Origin of the sequence: Chitinibacter sp. FCG-7 (assembly GCF_040047665.1) — a bacterium.
GTDB classification, from domain to species: domain Bacteria; phylum Pseudomonadota; class Gammaproteobacteria; order Burkholderiales; family Chitinibacteraceae; genus Chitinibacter; species Chitinibacter mangrovi.
Map to the genome: position 1 here is coordinate 2822874 of NZ_CP157355.1, position 16564 is coordinate 2839437.

The following is a 16564-nucleotide window of genomic DNA, read 5'->3' on the forward strand; positions in this document are numbered from 1 at the left end:
GAGTTTGAGCATGGCGCGTTTTTTTATTGATCGGCCCATTTTTGCATGGGTGATCGCTCTGATCATTATGCTGGCCGGTATTTTGGCCATCCGTGGTCTGGCGGTTGAGCAGTACCCTCCCGTGGCTCCGCCCGCAATTACGATTTCGGCTGTGTACCCAGGAGCTGCGGCCAAAACGGTGGAAGACTCAGTCACTCAGGTGATTGAGCAGAAAATGAAAGGGATCGATAAGCTGAGGTATATCAGCTCAAGCAGCGACGAATCTGGTGCGGTGAGCATTACCCTCAGTTTTGCTGCCGATGCCGATGCCGATATTGCGCAAGTGCAAGTGCAGAACAAATTGCAGCTAGCGCTGACCCAATTGCCGCAAGAAGTGCAGCAACAAGGGGTGACGGTCACCAAATCTTCATCGAGCTTTTTGATGGTGGTTGGCTTTGTTGCCAAAGACGGCAATATGACCAAAACCGATCTGGCCGACTATGCTGCCGCGAACATTGTTGATCCGCTCAGCCGCATTAACGGCGTGGGTAATGTGCAACTATTCGGTGCGCAATATGCGATGCGCGTCTGGATTGATCCTAGCAAGTTGGCCAATTACAAGCTCACCACCCAGGATGTGATTGCTGCGATCAAGGCGCAAAATGCGCAGGTATCGGCAGGTCAGATTGGCGGCATGCCTTCGGTACCGGGGCAGCGTCTGAATGCGGCAATTATTGCGCAAAGTCGTTTGGAGACCCCTGAGCAATTCGGCCGGATTTTACTGCGCGTGAAGCCCGACGGTGGCCAGATTCGGCTTGCGGATGTGGCGCGGGTAGAGCGTGGTGCAGAGAGCTATGACATCGAAAGCCGCTTTAATGGCAAACCTGCTGCGGGGATTGGTATCAATCTGGCGACGGGTGCGAATGCCTTGGAAACTGCGAGACTCGTGCGCGAAAAAATGGCTGAAATGCAGCCGTATTTCCCGGCAGGCATGGATGTCGTCGTGCCATATGACACCACCCCTTTTGTGAAACTCTCGATTGAAGAAGTTGTTAAAACTCTGATCGAAGCCGTGATTCTGGTGTTCTGCGTGATGTATTTATTCTTGCAGAATTTCCGCGCCACGCTGATTCCAACGATTGCCGTACCGGTGGTCTTGCTCGGTACTTTCGGTGTCATGGCCGCGTTTGGGTTCTCGATAAATACGCTCACGATGTTCGGCATGGTGCTGGCGATTGGTTTGCTGGTGGACGATGCCATTGTGGTGGTCGAAAACGTCGAACGGGTGATGAGTGAAGAAGGCCTTACCCCGAAAGAAGCCACGCGCAAATCCATGTCGCAGATTACTGGCGCGCTGGTGGGGATTGCGCTGGTTCTGTCGGCGGTATTTGTGCCGATGGCCTTCTTTGGTGGCTCCACTGGCGTGATTTATCGCCAATTCTCGATCACTGTAGTATCCGCTATGGCGCTGTCGGTCTTGGTGGCCTTGACCTTAAGTCCTGCCTTGTGCGCCACCTTGCTCAAGCCGATTCCAAAAGGTGGCCAGCATGGCTCGCACGGCTTCTTTGGCTGGTTTAATCGCCAGTTTGAAGCGCTGAACGCGCGTTATCAGAATATCGTTAGCCGCTGGTTGCTCAAATCAGGCCGCTATATGGTGGTGTATCTGGTCTTGGTGGGCGTGATGGTGGCGATGTTTATGCGTTTGCCAACATCATTCTTGCCCGATGAAGATCAGGGTATTTTGTTCACTCAGGTGATGTTGCCTGCGGGATCAACCCAAGAGCAAACCTTGAGCGTGCTGGAAAAAGTTGAACGTCATTTCTTGCAAGATGAAAAAGACAGCGTGGCGTCGATCTTTACCGTTGCAGGCTTTAGCTTTGGCGGTAGCGGGCAAAATGCCGGTATCGGTTTTGTGATGCTCAAAGACTGGTCTGAACGGCAGGGTGCAGATCAGCATGTGCAAGCCGTGATGGGGCGTGCCTATGGCGCGTTTGGCCAAATCAAGGAAGCGATGATTTTTGCCTTTGCCCCTCCGGCGGTGATGGAGCTGGGTAATGCGTCGGGCTTTGATCTGCAGCTGCAAGATCGCGGCGGTGTGGGCCATGAGAAGCTCACCGAAGCGCGCAATATGTTGCTGGGTATGGCGGCTAAAGACCCGAATGTGGTCGGGGTTCGCCCTAATGGTCAGCCAGATTCACCGCAGCTGCGGCTCGATATTGATCAGGAAAAAGCCAGTGCACTGGGCCTCTCGCTTAGCGATATCAATCAGACGCTCGCGGCGGCTTGGGGTTCGGCCTATGTCAATGATTTTGTAGATCGCGGTCGGGTCAAGAAAGTGTATTTGCAAGCTGATGCGCCATTCAGGATGAAGCCGGAAGACCTGAATCAGTGGTATATCAAAAATGCCAGCGGGAAAATGGTGCCGTTCTCGGCCTTTGCCACTAGTCGCTGGGATTATGGCTCGCCACGGTTGACGCGCTATAACAGCGTGCCATCGATGAATCTGCAAGGTCAGGCCGCACCGGGTAAAAGTTCGGGCGATGCCATGCTGGCCATGGAAGCCATGATTGCCAAATTGCCAGCCGGTATTGGCTATGAGTGGAGCGGTTTGTCGCTGGAAGAGCGTGAAGCGGGGGCGCAAGCGCCTGCGCTCTATGCCTTGTCCTTGCTGATCGTTTTCTTGTGCCTGGCGGCGCTGTATGAAAGCTGGTCGATTCCATTCTCGGTGATGCTGGTGGTGCCACTGGGCGTGATCGGTGCGCTGGCGGCGACGATGGGGCGCGGCTTGAGTAATGACGTGTATTTCCAGGTCGGGTTGCTGACGACGATTGGTTTGTCGGCGAAAAACGCAATTCTGATTGTCGAGTTCGCCAAAGAGCTGGTTGATGACGGCATGGAACTGATGGCGGCCACTTTGAAAGCAGTTCGGATGCGTTTACGGCCGATTATCATGACCTCACTGGCCTTCGGCTTTGGCGTCTTGCCGCTGGCCTTGGCGGATGGTGCAGGTTCTGGCGCGCAAAACGCGATTGGTACTGGCGTATTGGGTGGCATGCTCACCGCCACTGTATTGGGTATTTTCTTTGTGCCGGTCTTCTTTGTGCTGATCAGCCGCTATTTCTCGGCGAGCCGCTATCGCTCTGCCGAAATCACTAAGGAGCCACGTTAATGACGCGCACGCTGATTTCAATCGCCATCGTGGCGATGCTCTCGGGCTGCATGAGCCTTGCGCCCACCTACGAGCGTCCGGCCAGCCCGGTGCCATCGGAAGTTAAAGATGGGTATAGAGCTGCAGAGCAATCTGTATCTGATCTACAGCCCTATACCCAGTGGGAAAAATTGTTCACTGATCCACAATTGCAAACATTGATCCGCAGCGCACTGGCGCAAAACCGCGATTATCGCGTCGCGGCGCTGAATATTGAAAAAGTGCGGGCGCAATACGAGATCAGCCAGGCCAGCCGCCTGCCCGCCATTGGCCTTAACGCCGGTGCCAATCTCACCGGCGAGACCCGCGGCGAGAGCAATGTGCGCCGCCAGTACACGGCCACAGTGGGTTTGAGCAGCTATGAAATCGATTTTTTTGGCCGCATCAAAAGCCTGAATGACGCTGCGCTGGCGCAGTATCTGGGCACGCAAGCCGCGCAGCAAAGCCTGCGGCTGAGCCTGATTGCCGAAGTCGCCAATGCTTATTTCACGCTGGCCGCTGATCAGGCCAATCTGCAGCGCGTGAGCGCCACGCTGGCCTCAAGACAGGAATCGCATGCGCTGATCGAGCGCCGCTTTGCCGCCGGGGTGATTGGCGAGCTGGATGTACAGCAGTCAAAAATCGCCGTCGAAACCGCCCGCGCTGATCAGGCGCGCTATCAGGCTTTGCTGGTGCAGGATCAAAATGCCCTGCGTGTTCTGCTGGGCGGTGAAACCGGCTTAAGCGATGCCACAATCGACGTGCAGCAAGCGCTGGCTGCACCGGTATTGCCGGCGCAATTGGCCTCCGATGTACTGCTGCGCCGCCCTGACGTGCAGCAGGCCGAGTTTGCCTTGAAAGCGGCCAATGCCAATATTGGTGCGGCGCGTGCGGCGTTTTTCCCTAGCATTACGCTCACGGCCAATACCGGGTTTTCCAGCGCCAGCCTCTCCAGCCTGTTTCAGTCCGGCAGCGGCCTCTGGTTGTTTGCCCCGCAATTGAATTTGCCGATTTTCGACGGTGGGCGCAATCAGGCTAATCTGGACATCGCTAAGGCTGAGCGCGATATTGCGCTGGCCCATTACGATAAGGCGATTCAAAACGCGTTTCGTGAAGTGAGCGATGGTTTGACCGTGGCCAGTAGCCACCGGGATCGGGTCGCATCCCAGCAAGCCCAGCTGGACGCCGCCCGGCGCGCTTTCCAGATTGCCCAGGCACGCTATCAGAAAGGCGTGGGCGCGTATCTGGACGTACTGGATAGCCAGCGCGCGCTGTATCAGGCCGAGCAGGCGCTGACGAGCCTGCAATTGCAGCAGGCGCAAAATCTGGTCAATTTATACAAAGCCACGGCCTTGTATTAATTTGACATTGTTTGGCTGCACCGCGGCTGCATCGTAAAAACCGGGCCAATCTGGCCCGGTCAGGCTGCAGACAAAGTGGGAAATTACGATTTTTAAGTCTCGGCAAAGCCGAGCCTAGGAAATAAGGCCTTTAATCTGCAGCCTTGATGTTTTATTCCCACTCCTCCCGTCCCCTCCTTGAGGGGAGCACCCCAAGGGCACTTCCTGCGGGGCGCCTCGCTTCGCGAGTGGGTTTTTTTATCAATCTGACCGGGCTTATCTGGCCCGGTTTTTTTTATGCGTTTTACCGCGAGAATAAATTTACTCGGTGGGTATGTTTAGCTAGAGCAATAACAGATTGATTTAGCTGGCAATACCCACGGCTTCGGTCTGGCTGATTCGATTCAGAATGGCTTGTTTTTCTTCGTCACTGGCCTTGGACCAGCGGCGCAGCTCGTCCAGCGTCCGCAGGCAGCCAATGCAATGGGCGCCGCTCTCGTCAAGCTGGCAAAGTTTGATACAGGGAGATTGAATCGTCATCAGGATTTCCAAACCGGGTGCGGCCTGCATTGAAACGCAAATCAGCGCGCTTGGCAATCTGTCTGGGTGGTACCGGATTGTCGCTTGCTTGCTGACAAGTTGCAGATTACAAAGAGACTATCAGCCTCTGTGGCCATACCGCGCACGACTTATCGCGATATCAGATCCAGATCCACATTCACTGCCGCCTTCACGCCAGCGACTTCGCAAGTGAACACGCACACGGGCTTATTGTTCCGGAGACACGATCATGACCATCAAACAGAAATTAATCGCGCTGTGCGCGGGCTTGTTAACCTTGATGGTGGCGATGGGCGCGCTGGCCGTGCTGGGACTGGCCAAAACCAATTCGGCGTTTGAAACCACCTACCACAACCGAATTTTGCCGTTGGCGCAGCTGAAAATTGTCGCCGATATGTACGCCGTCAATATTGTCGATGCCACGCACAAAGCCAATTATCAGCTCTTAACCTCGCAGGAAGCGCTGGCTCAGGTCAAGCAGGCGCATACCTTGATTGATCAGCAATGGCAGGCCTACACGGCCACGGACTTAACCAGTGAAGAAGCGGCACTGGTGGCTGAAACGCGCAAAAGCATGGAGCTGGCTAACCGGGAAGTGGTGTATCTGGAGCAATTGCTGGCCAAGGGCGAAATGACCGAAGTTGATGAATTTGCCCGCAAGCGCCTGTATGCCGCCATCGATCCGGTATCGGGCAATATTTCGCGGCTGGTTGATTTGCAGCTGGCCGAGGCGAAAAAGAATTTCGAGCTGGCGCAGCAAAGTTATGCCCAAACGCGGACCTTAACGATTGCCTTTTTGTTGGGAGCCTTGCTGTTTGGCGCCGGATTTGCCGGCTGGCTGATTCTGGGCATGACCCGCAAAATCAGCGCATTGCGCGATCGTCTGAGCCAGGCCACTGAAAATCAGGATCTGACGCTGCGCGCCGATGTTATCGGGCGCGATGAAATCGACAGCATTGCCGTTGGCTATAACGCGCTGGCGGGCAAAATGCAGGCTCTGGTTGGCAATGTCGCCAAAGCCATCGATACGGTGACGCGGGAGACGGAAAACCTGGCAACCAGCAGCGATCAGGTCGCACAAGCCACGCATATGGGCGCCGAATCGACCAGCTCGATGGCCGCAGCGGTTGAGCAGATGACGGTAGCGATCGCACATGTGGCCGATAATGCCGAATCGGCTCGCGAGCTGGGGCAGCACACGCTCAATAGCGCACACGATGGCGGCCAGCGTATCCAGCGTGCCGTGAGCGAAATCCGCAGCATTGATCAGGCCGTGGCCAGCGCGGCGCAGAAAGTGGCCATGCTCGGTGAGGACGCTGCGAAAATCAGCTCGGTGGTCACCGTGATCAAGGAAGTGGCCGAGCAGACCAATCTGCTGGCGCTCAATGCCGCCATCGAGGCGGCACGCGCAGGCGAGCAGGGGCGTGGTTTTGCCGTGGTGGCCGATGAAGTACGCAAACTGGCCGAGCGAACCGCCTCCGCAACGGTGGATATTCAGCAAATGGTTGGGCGGATCGACAGCACCAGCAAGGAAGCGGTGAGCAGCATCAGCTCAACGGCGCAGCGCGCGCATGATTGTGCCGATGTGGCCAATGACGCTGGCGAGGTGATTGAGGGGATGAATGAAGACGTCCGGCGCGAAGACCACGCCGTGCGCAATATTGCCGAATCATTGAGCGAGCAGAAATCGAGCACACAGCTGATTGCGCAACAGGTTGAACGTGTTGCACAAATGACCGATGAAAACACGGCGGCGGTGGCCAGTATGAGCCAATCGGCCAATTTGCTGGGGCAGTTGACGCAAAACCTCAGAAGCGAAGTGAATCGCTTCCGCTATGTCTAATCCACCGATACCCGTCAATTGAACTCAGAAACTTCAATTGGAGTCAGAAATAAGGCTCGCGCTTGATCAAGGCGAGCCTCGTGCATTGCGGCTTACTGGTCTTGCGCCTTGTTCTTGGCGCGATCTTGCTCTTTTTTGCGCTGCTTGGCCTGACGGTGTAGTTCGGCAGCCCGCGCCGCGTCGCTGCCAATGTGTGCTTCGCCGCGTTCCTGTGCCAGACGTACCTGCTTTTGGCGCTCAAGGAAACGCTGCTGTTGCTCAGGGGTATGCGTCCCAAAGCAATGTGGGCAGCAGGCGCCAAGGATATACTGCTCGCTTTTCTTTTCTTCGTCGGTCAGCGGCATGCGGCAGGCGTGACATTGATCGAAGCTGCCTTTTTCCAGTTTATGATTCACCGCGACGCGATCATCAAACACAAAGCATTCGCCTTCCCACATCGTTTGTTCTTCCGGCACTTCTTCCAGATACTTCAGAATGCCGCCTTCCAGGTGGTAAACCTCGTCAAAACCTTGCTCTTTCAAATACGCCGTTGATTTCTCGCAGCGAATGCCGCCGGTGCAGAACATCGCGACTTTCTTGTTTTTGGCCGGGTCGAGATTTTTTCTCACATAATCCGGAAATTCGCGGAAGGTGTCGGTTTTCGGGTTGATCGCGCCTTTGAACGTGCCGATTTGCACTTCGTAATCGTTGCGCGTATCGACCAACACGACGTCCGGGTCTGAAATCAGCGCGTTCCAGTCTTTGGGCTTCACGTAGGTGCCGACGACGCGGCGCGGATCAATGCCTTCAACGCCCATCGTGACGATTTCTTTTTTCAGCTTCACTTTGCTGCGGTGAAACGGCATTTTGTCGTCATAGGAAAACTTCACAACGATGTTTTCCAGCCCCGGCTGCTTGTCCAGCCATGCGAGCAGCGCATCGATGCCTTCCTGTGTGCCAGCCACCGTGCCATTAATGCCTTCCAATGCGAGCAACAGCGTGCCGCGAATACCGTTGCCATTCATCTGATTGAGCAGCGGCTGGCGCAACTCGGCAAAGTTTTCCAAGGTGACAAATTTATATAAAGCACACACAACGATCTGAGCAGACACCATTTGAGACATTTTCCACAAACTCCTCGCCAATCGGCAAAACCTGGTACGCCCAACAGCTGTACCCAGGGTGGGGGATTTTTAAGCAGGCGCAATTATACGGGCAATGCTGCTGCTGACCAGCCCCCAATCTGCCGTATGGCGGGCCAGTGGCCGCTCTGAAGTGCAGCAATGGCGCACCAGTTGTGGCTTTGCTCGCACGGATGCCGCATCCGCTTTGGTGAATCGGGCTGCGGGTATTAAGGTATGGCTATCGCCGAATCGGACACAGTATGCTCGCGCCATGAAGACCTTACGGATGCTTTTTTCCCGCTTGAAAGCACGCTGGTATCGGCAGTGGCCGTGGTGGATGGCCTACGGGCTGATTTTGCTGCTGCTGTGTGCGCTGGTTTTCTACGTGGTGCACACCGAGCGTAAAGAGCGTCAGGCACGTGAGGCGGCCTATGCGCAGGATTTGCTCTGGCAAGAGCAGGAGCTGCGGGTGCGCTTGCAAAGCAATCAGAATTCGCTGGAAAGCTTGGCCTATTCGCTGGCCTCCGATTCGATTGATCTGGAAGAATTCCGCGTTCGTGCCGACTTGCTGATCAAGAATAACCCCGAAATTCTGGCCATCGAGCTGATTGATGCCGGTGGTTTTTATATTGGCGGCATGCCCAAATTTACCCATCGCCCTGAACATCTGGTGCCGCTGACTGATGAGCGCCTGATTGAAACGCTGGATGGTGTCGCCACGCTGGGCTATCCGCTGTATTCCAACGTGATTGCGCGCAGCGAGCCGCTGATGATGCAGATGGTGCCGATATTCCGCTTTGCCAGCTTTGATGGCGCGGTGATGGTGACCTATAGCCTGGAGCGCATGCTGCAGCACCGCGTGCCGTGGTGGCTGGTGCAGCGCTATCAGTTGCAGCTGGTCGATTCGCAAAACCGCGTGCTGGCGCCCAGCGCGTTTCATAGCAAGCTGGAAGGCAGCGACGTGCGCGAAATGGCGTTTGGCAATCTCGGCTCAGGCGTTCGTCTGCTCGCCAAGCCGCTGCAAACGCCGTCCCGTTGGCAAAGCTGGTCCTGGCTGGTGCTGGTGCTGCTGTTGGTTGGTCTGCTGATCTGGGCGCTCAAGCTGCTGCGTTTGCGGATGCAGGAGCGGCAATTGGCCGAAATGGCCTTGCAGGATGAGATCTCGTTTCGCTCGGCGATGGAAAATTCGCTGGCCACCGGCTTGCGTGCTACCGACAGGGAAGGTCGGCTGATTTATGTGAACCGGGCTTTTGCCGATATGGTCGGCTGGTCGGTCGACGAGTTAAAGGGGCAAAAGCAGCCGCTGCCATTCTGGGCGCCCGAAGCGCTGGCTGAATGCGATGCAGCCTACCGTGCCATTTTGGCCGGACAAAGCCCGCTCAATGGTTTCGAGCTGCGCTATATGCGCAAAAACGGCGAGCGGTTTGACGTGCGTCTGTATTCTTCCAAGCTGATTGACGGCAAGGGCGAGCATCGCGGCTGGATGGCCTCGATCAACGATATTACCGAGCTCAAACGCGACCGCGAGGCGCTGCAACAATCGCGCCAGCAATTGCGCACCGTGCTCGAAGGGCTGGATGTGGCCGTTTGCGTCAGCGATGTGCATAGCGGCGAAGTGCTGTACCGCAATCGCAAGCACCAGAAATGCTTCCCGATTGACGCGCTGAACTTGAATGAGCTGCCGAGTGCATTTTGCTGGATTTCATGGCGTAGAGATCAAGGGTATCTGCCTGAAGGGCAGGAATTCGAAGAGCTTGATGTCATTACGGGTAGGGAGTATCAGCTGGCTCAGCGCTATGTGAACTGGCTCGACGGGCGGGCGGCTTTGCTGGAAATCTGCAGCGATATTACCGAGCGCCGCCAACAGGAAGAAGAAAACCGCCTGCGTAATGAACGGATGCAGCATACGGCCAGGCTGGTCAATATGGGCGAGCTGGCCTCCAGCCTGGCGCATGAACTCAATCAGCCGCTGGCGGCCATTGCCAGCTATAGCGCAGCCTGCGAAACCATGCTCTACAAACCCAATCCCCCGCTGGGCAAAGTGCAGGAAACGCTGGTCAAGATGACCGAGCAAGCGCGGCGGGCCGGGCAGATTATTCGCGGCATCCGGCAACTGGTGGTGAAACGCGCCAGCGAGCAAGGTCCGTGCGTGCTGGCCGAACTCATCGACGTGGTGCTGCCACTGCTCGCGCCATTGGCGCAGAAAATGAAAATACGCATCGACATCGAGTTGCCCGAACCCAGCCCGGTGGTGCTGGGCGATGCCGTGATGCTCGAGCAGGTGATTCTGAATCTGGTCAAAAACGGCCTCGAATCGATGACCGAGACCCCGGTGGCCGAGCGCCGCCTGCTGATTCGTTGCGAGCAGCAGACCGACAGCGTCGAGATCCGCATTCTGGATCGTGGCTGCGGCGTGGCCGATATGTCGCAACTGTTCCAGCCTTTTTACACCACCAAGCGCGAAGGCATGGGCATGGGCCTCAATATTTGCCGCTCGGTGATTGAACAGCATAAAGGCCATTTGTGGGCCGAAGTGCACGCTGGCGGAGGTACGCAAATGTGCTTCCGTCTTCCTACAATCAATACAGCTGTAAGTCTCTGAGCAAGCATTTCGGAGCCAAGAGGAAGATCGACGCCCGGCAGTGCTTGCCTTTCTGCTCAACATAGATACAAGGGAGTGAATTGAATGAAAGCCAACCCCATCCCGATGGTGGCAATTATTGATGATGATGAAGCGGTGCGTGATTCGCTCAGCTTGCTGCTGGAAACCGAGGGCTGGGCTGCGCTCAATTATCCGTCGGCAGAGGATTTTCTCGAAGAGGGCGATGCCAGCCGTTTTGCCTGTTTAATCGTCGACGTGCGTATGGACGGCATGAGCGGGCTGGAGCTGTTTACCGAACTCAAGCAGGGCAATTATCTGCCGCCGGTGATTTTCCTGACCGGCCACGGAGATGTGCCAATGGCGGTGAATGCGCTAAAAGATGGTGCCACCGATTTTCTGCAAAAACCCTGCGATCACCGCGAATTGCTGGCACGCGTCAGCGAGTGTATTGCCAAGGACATTGAGCGGCGCGGAGCCACCGCGCATCAGCAAAAGGTCAGCGAGCTGGTCGCCGAGCTTACCCCGCGCGAGCGCGATGTGCTGAAGGAAATCATGCTGGGCAAACTGAACAAACAGATCGCTGATCGGCTGGATATCAGTACCAAAACAGTTGAAGTGCACCGCGCGCGGATTTTTATCAAGATGAAAGTGCACTCGGCGATGGAACTGGCCGCGATGCTCAAAGAAATCCCGATGGATGAGCTGCTTGGCTCATAAAACCGGCCTGTGGCCTTGCTGGCATCGCTTTAAGGTAAAGCCCGGAAACGGGCTTTCAGGCTGCGGCGAAAGCGGGAGCCGACACTTTTCAAGTCTCGGCAAAGCCGAGCCTAGGAAATATGATTTTGAATTCGCAGCCTTGATGTTTTATTCCCACCCCTCCCGTCCCCTCCTTGAGGGGGCCTCGTTTCGCGAGTGAGTTTGATCATCAATCTGAACAGCAGGAAACGGATTTTCATTGTTTCAAGCTCTTATTTTTACAAGGTAAATTTATTGTTTTGTCAGAAAAATGGGGTAAAGCTGAATTTATCTATAAGTGGATAACCTTAGGGCGTCAGCCTGACAGGAGATTACCTGATTTCTCACCATGTGTAGTGTGCGTATTCTGACTACAACCGGAGCGGACTGAGCCGCAATCGGCGAGATAAAAACCATTGGAGATTCGATAATGCGCAACTTGAAATTGGGTTTGATGGCAGGCAGCATGGCATTGGCTTTTTCGGCCCAGGCTGCTGAGGTGGAAGTACTCCATTACTGGACTTCAGGTGGTGAAGCCAAAGCCGCAGCCGAGTTGAAAAAAATGATGGAAGGCAAAGGCAATAAATGGAAAGACTTTGCCGTAGCGGGTGGCGGTGGCGAAAACGCGATGACAGCACTGAAAACGCGAGTTGTTTCTGGTAATCCGCCTGCTGCTGCCCAAATCAAAGGCCCGTCGATTCAGGAATGGGGTGACGAAGGTGTTCTGGGCTCGATCGATGCCGTCGCCAAAAAAGAAGGCTGGGATAAAGTCCTGCCCCCTGTCGTATCCAATGTGATGAAATATAAAGGCCAGTATGTTGCTGCGCCAGTCAATGTACACCGCGTCAACTGGCTGTGGGTCAATCCCGAGTTGCTGAAAAAAGCCAATGCCAAAGTACCAACCACCTGGGATGAATTCTTCGTTACCGCAGCAGCACTGCAAAAAGCTGGGATTCAGCCTCTGGCCTACGGTGGCCAGCCTTGGCAGGACAGCACCGTGTTTGAATCGGTGGCGCTGGGTGTAGGCGGTGTGGATTTCTATAAAAAAGCCTTTGTACAGCTCGATCCGGCGACGATGAGTGGCCCTACCATGGTCAAAGTGCTGGAAACCTACAAAAAACTCAAACCGTTTACCGATAAAAATGCTGCTGGTCGCGAATGGAATCTGGCCACCAGCATGGTGATCAATGGTAAAGCGGCGATGCAGTTTATGGGCGATTGGGCCAAAGGCGAGTTTCTGGCCGCAGGTAAAGTACCGGGCAAAGATTTCCTGTGTGTCGCTGCACCGGGTACGGCCAATGCCTTTACCTTCAATATCGACAGCTTTGCGATGTTCAAGCTCAAAGATGCGGCGGCAATGAAAGGGCAGAATGACCTGGCCAGTACCTTGATGAGCCCTGCCTTCCAGGAAGTGTTCAACCTGAACAAAGGTTCAATCCCGGCTCGCACCGACCTGAAAATGGACAAATTTGACGAATGTGGCAAAAAATCCGCTGTAGATTTCAAAGCCACAGCAGCCAAAGGCGGTCTGGTGCCATCGTGGGCGCACGGCATGGCGATGAAATCAGCCACCCAAGGTGCTGTTTATGATGCCGTTACCCAGTTCTGGAATAACGACAAAATGAGCGCCAAAGACGCCGCCAGCAAATTGGCTGCCGCAGCAAAAACGAAATAAACCCACTGAGTAAAACCCTTGCTCATCCAGTACGACGGATGAGCAAGGGGCCCTGCAATCTGTTGTGTCTGTGTGAATGAAACGTCTGCGGCAGAACGATCCCACTTCGCCCACGCGCATTCCCGTCACTGGCCGGTCTTCGCGCATGTGCTGTGCGTTTCAAGCTGCTGTCATTCGCTAACTGGTATTCAGTTTTATCTTTGGGTTTTCTAGGAGTTCCCCATGTCTACGCCGAACGCCCATTACGGGTTTGCCGAGCGCTGGCTGCCGCGCCTTGTATTAGCGCCGTCCTTTTTATTAACGCTGGTTTTTCTCTACGGCTTTATCGCGTGGAATGGTTATTTATCGTTCACCAACTCGCGCCTGTTGCCCAATTACGAATGGGCTGGCCTGGTGCAGTACGCCACCTTGTTTGAAAACGAGCGTTGGTGGGTGGCCGTGCGTAACCTTGGCATTTTTGCCGTGCTCTTTATCGGTGGCGCGATGGCAATCGGCATCACGCTGGCAATCTTGCTTGATCAGAAGGTCAGGGGAGAAGGCGCAATCCGCACCTTGTATCTTTACCCGATGGCGCTGTCCTTCGTGGTGACAGGCACGGCGTGGAAATGGATGCTCAATCCCGGTTTGGGGCTTGAGAAGCTGATGCATGACTGGGGCTTTACCAGCTTTACTTTTGATTGGCTGGTTAATTCCGAAATGTCGATTTACACCGTGGTGATTGCGGGTTTATGGCAATCATCCGGTTTTGTGATGGCACTGTTTCTGGCGGGGCTGCGCGGCGTTGATGATTCGATTATCAAGGCCGCGCAAATCGACGGTGCCACACTGCCGCGCATTTACTGGAAGATTATTCTGCCGGCGCTGCGCCCAGTGGTCTTCTCCACGCTGATGATTTTGTCGCATATCGCCATCAAGAGCTTTGATCTGGTGATGGCGTTGACGGGCGGCGGACCTGGCTTCTCGTCCGATCTACCGGCCACCTTTATGTATTCAATGGCATTCACGCGTGGCCAGACCGGGCTGGGTGCGGCCAGTGCCATGATGATGCTGGCCACTGTGGCGGCAATTGTGGTGCCGTATTTGTATTCGGAATTAAGGAAAGACAGTCATGGCTAATTCTGAGAAATTCTGGCGCTTTGCGCTGTATGGTGCGCTGCTGTTTGCCGCAGCCTATTACCTGTTGCCGCTGTATGTGATGCTGACGACCTCGGTGAAAAGCGTTGAGGAAATCCGCGCAGGCAATTTGCTCTCGATGCCGATGGCGGTGACCTTTGATGCTTGGAGCAAGGCCTGGAGCACGGCGTGTACTGGTGTGAGCTGTAATGGTTTGTCGGGGTATTTCTGGAACTCGGTGCAAATGGTGATTCCGGCAGTGGCGATCTCGACCATGCTGGGGGCGATTAATGGCTATGTATTGTCCAAATGGCGCTTTCGCGGCTCGGAAATTGTGTTCGCCATGATCCTGTTTGGTGTGTTTATGCCATTCCAGGTCTTGCTGCTGCCCATGGCGCAAACGCTGGGCATGTTTGGCATGGCCAATACAACGGCAGGGCTGGTTTTTGTGCATGTGGTCTGCGGCACGGCTTCCACCACACTGTTTTTCCGTAATTACTACGTTGGCATTCCGGATGAGCTGATCAAGGCTGCACGGCTTGATGGTGCGGGCTTCTGGCGGATTTTCTGGCGGATTATCCTGCCGATGAGTACGCCGATCATTATGGTGACGCTGATCTGGCAATTTACCCAGATCTGGAATGATTTCCTGTTTGGCGTGGTGTTCGCCTCGGGTGACGCGCAGCCGATCACAGTAGGGCTAAATAACCTGGCCAATACCTCGACCAGTGTGAAGGAATATAACGTTGATATGGCCGCCGCGCTGATCGCCGCGCTGCCCACTATTCTGGTCTATGTCTTTGCCGGGAAATACTTTGTCCGTGGCCTCACTGCCGGTGCGGTGAAGGGGTAGGGGTATTGCTCTGTGAGTATTTTATAGATTGATCTACAGGGCAATACATCACTGATGTATGTGGATATGTGGTTGATTAACTGAGTCATCAATGATCTGAATCATTGATGAAGTGCATGATCGATGAAGTGCGTAGGCACGCTGGAGAATAAACATGGGCGCTTTGGCCATCAAGAACGTAACCAAAAGTTTTGGCGATACCCACATTTTAAAAGGCATCAATATTGATATTGAAGCGGGCGAATTTCTGATTCTGGTCGGCCCTTCGGGCTGCGGTAAATCAACGCTGATGAATATTATCGCCGGGCTTGAGCAGGCCACTTCGGGTGAGGTGCATATTGCCGATCGCGTGGTCAACAATGTGGCACCCAAAGATAGGGATATTGCGATGGTGTTCCAAAGCTACGCGCTCTATCCGACGATGAATGTGCGCCAGAACATCGCCTTTGGCATGGAAACGCGCGGCGTACCCAAAGCAGAGCAAAATGAAATCATCAACCGCGTTGCCAAAATGCTGCAAATGGATCATCTGCTTGATCGTAAACCATCAGCACTATCCGGCGGACAACGCCAGCGCGTCGCAATGGGGCGGGCTTTGGCGCGGGATCCGAAATTATTTTTGTTTGACGAGCCGCTATCGAATCTGGACGCCAAATTACGCGTTGAAATGCGGGTGGAAATCAAGCAGCTGCATCAACGGCTGAAAACCACCATCGTGTATGTGACGCACGATCAGATCGAAGCGATGACGCTGGGCGACAAAATCGCCGTAATGAAAGACGGTGTGATCCAGCAATTTGGCTCGCCGCAAGACATCTACGAGCGCCCGGCTAATCTGTTTGTCGCCAGCTTTATTGGCTCGCCGTCGATGAATTTTATTCCCTGCCATCTGGTGCAGCAGGGCGAGCAGATCGGTGTCACTTTGCAGGGGAACGGCGTGCCGCAATTTATTGCCTTGTCCGATCGTGCCGAGCTGAAAAATCGCATCGGTCAGAAAGTGATTCTGGGCGTGCGCCCTGAGCAATGGGACGTCGAGCAGAGTGAGCATGCGCTGCAATGCGCCGTCAAAATCACCGAACCCACCGGCCCTGACACCATGGTCTACAGCGAAGTGAATGGCGTTGAAATGATCGCACGGGTGCACCCGCGTGCCGCCACCGCAGTCGGTACTTCATTGCCATTGATTCTGGATGTCAAAAAAGCCGTGGTCTTCGATCCGGAAACCGAGCTTAGAATTGCCTGATTTTCAGAGGTTAAGGCCTGATCTGACAGCCCCGGCTTCAATGGCGCCGGATTGTCAGATTAAAGCCTGTCATATCGCACACAAAAAACTGATAGATTGATGTGATTGGATCTGATACTGGCCTGTAATGCCTGTCAGCACCATCGGTCCTCGGGCTAGCAATCCTGATTTTGCTGATGCGGCCCTTCGTCAAGTAAGCCGAATTCTGTAGCGGGTGATTCGCTTGAAGACCTAGGCTGACTAGTGCGTCAATACGTCAGTGGTTAAATTTTTCTCCTTCTGAAAATTGAACTAGCGCTCTGCGGGTTACGCCTACGGCTAACCCGCACT

General features: G+C 54.7%; 11 protein-coding genes. 9 read left to right on the top strand and 2 right to left on the bottom strand.

Going from position 1 to position 16564, the window contains the following annotated elements:
* The first annotated feature begins 10 nt into the window (after positions 1-10).
* Positions 11-3148, top strand: coding sequence for an efflux RND transporter permease subunit (locus ABHF33_RS13355; protein WP_348944409.1), 3138 nt, complete (start codon positions 11-13; stop codon positions 3146-3148).
* Positions 3148-4527: an efflux transporter outer membrane subunit gene (locus ABHF33_RS13360; protein ID WP_348944410.1), complete on the top strand. Its 1380-nt coding sequence runs from the start codon at positions 3148-3150 to the stop codon at positions 4525-4527. The genes ABHF33_RS13355 and ABHF33_RS13360 overlap by 1 nt, the downstream gene beginning before the upstream one ends.
* 342 nt (positions 4528-4869) lie before the next feature.
* Here the strand turns inward: ABHF33_RS13360 and ABHF33_RS13365 are convergent, their stop codons facing one another.
* Positions 4870-5046 (bottom strand): DUF1289 domain-containing protein, encoded by a 177-nt coding sequence (locus ABHF33_RS13365; protein ID WP_348944411.1) that lies wholly within the window; start codon positions 5044-5046, stop codon positions 4870-4872.
* 250 nt (positions 5047-5296) lie between these two features.
* Here ABHF33_RS13365 and ABHF33_RS13370 point away from each other — a divergent pair, with 250 nt between their 5' ends.
* On the top strand, positions 5297-6910 hold the full coding sequence (locus ABHF33_RS13370) for a methyl-accepting chemotaxis protein (protein ID WP_348944412.1): 1614 nt from the start codon (positions 5297-5299) through the stop codon (positions 6908-6910).
* A 92-nt stretch (positions 6911-7002) separates the two neighbouring features.
* On the opposite strand, the gene ABHF33_RS13375 is transcribed toward ABHF33_RS13370, so the two are convergent.
* Positions 7003-8013 (bottom strand): rhodanese-related sulfurtransferase, encoded by a 1011-nt coding sequence (locus ABHF33_RS13375; RefSeq protein WP_432803938.1) that lies wholly within the window; start codon positions 8011-8013, stop codon positions 7003-7005.
* A 286-nt stretch (positions 8014-8299) separates the two neighbouring features.
* Here ABHF33_RS13375 and ABHF33_RS13380 point away from each other — a divergent pair, with 286 nt between their 5' ends.
* The 6 genes from ABHF33_RS13380 to ABHF33_RS13405 all read left to right on the top strand — a co-directional run bounded on the left by ABHF33_RS13380 (position 8300) and on the right by ABHF33_RS13405 (position 16234).
* The gene (locus tag ABHF33_RS13380; RefSeq protein WP_348944413.1) at positions 8300-10615 is read left to right on the top strand and encodes a PAS domain-containing sensor histidine kinase; all 2316 of its coding nucleotides are present in this window, start codon (positions 8300-8302) and stop codon (positions 10613-10615) included.
* Between the two features lie 84 nt (positions 10616-10699).
* Positions 10700-11332, top strand: coding sequence for a response regulator transcription factor (locus ABHF33_RS13385; protein WP_198314681.1), 633 nt, complete (start codon positions 10700-10702; stop codon positions 11330-11332).
* Between the two features lie 448 nt (positions 11333-11780).
* Positions 11781-13025, top strand: coding sequence for an ABC transporter substrate-binding protein (locus ABHF33_RS13390; RefSeq protein ID WP_348944414.1), 1245 nt, complete (start codon positions 11781-11783; stop codon positions 13023-13025).
* Positions 13026-13247: 222 nt separating this feature from the next.
* Entirely contained in the window at positions 13248-14141 is an 894-nt protein-coding gene (locus tag ABHF33_RS13395) for a carbohydrate ABC transporter permease (protein WP_348944415.1), read from the top strand.
* Entirely contained in the window at positions 14134-14991 is an 858-nt protein-coding gene (locus ABHF33_RS13400) for a carbohydrate ABC transporter permease (RefSeq protein WP_348944416.1), read from the top strand. The genes ABHF33_RS13395 and ABHF33_RS13400 overlap by 8 nt, the downstream gene beginning before the upstream one ends.
* A 154-nt stretch (positions 14992-15145) precedes the next feature.
* On the top strand, positions 15146-16234 hold the full coding sequence (locus ABHF33_RS13405) for an ABC transporter ATP-binding protein (protein ID WP_348944417.1): 1089 nt from the start codon (positions 15146-15148) through the stop codon (positions 16232-16234).
* Positions 16235-16564: the final 330 nt, after the last annotated feature.

Excerpts from the sequence above, each read along its gene's own strand:
- ABHF33_RS13355 (WP_348944409.1), top strand. The coding sequence starts at position 11 with ATGGCGCGTTTTTTTATTGATCGGCCCATTTTTGCATGGGTGATCGCT.
- ABHF33_RS13360 (WP_348944410.1), top strand. The coding sequence starts at position 3,148 with ATGACGCGCACGCTGATTTCAATCGCCATCGTGGCGATGCTCTCGGGC.
- ABHF33_RS13365 (WP_348944411.1), bottom strand. The coding sequence starts at position 5,046 with ATGACGATTCAATCTCCCTGTATCAAACTTTGCCAGCTTGACGAGAGC.
- ABHF33_RS13370 (WP_348944412.1), top strand. The coding sequence starts at position 5,297 with ATGACCATCAAACAGAAATTAATCGCGCTGTGCGCGGGCTTGTTAACC.
- ABHF33_RS13375 (WP_432803938.1), bottom strand. The coding sequence starts at position 8,013 with ATGTCTCAAATGGTGTCTGCTCAGATCGTTGTGTGTGCTTTATATAAA.
- ABHF33_RS13380 (WP_348944413.1), top strand. The coding sequence starts at position 8,300 with ATGCTTTTTTCCCGCTTGAAAGCACGCTGGTATCGGCAGTGGCCGTGG.
- ABHF33_RS13385 (WP_198314681.1), top strand. The coding sequence starts at position 10,700 with ATGAAAGCCAACCCCATCCCGATGGTGGCAATTATTGATGATGATGAA.
- ABHF33_RS13390 (WP_348944414.1), top strand. The coding sequence starts at position 11,781 with ATGCGCAACTTGAAATTGGGTTTGATGGCAGGCAGCATGGCATTGGCT.
- ABHF33_RS13395 (WP_348944415.1), top strand. The coding sequence starts at position 13,248 with ATGTCTACGCCGAACGCCCATTACGGGTTTGCCGAGCGCTGGCTGCCG.
- ABHF33_RS13400 (WP_348944416.1), top strand. The coding sequence starts at position 14,134 with ATGGCTAATTCTGAGAAATTCTGGCGCTTTGCGCTGTATGGTGCGCTG.
- ABHF33_RS13405 (WP_348944417.1), top strand. The coding sequence starts at position 15,146 with ATGGGCGCTTTGGCCATCAAGAACGTAACCAAAAGTTTTGGCGATACC.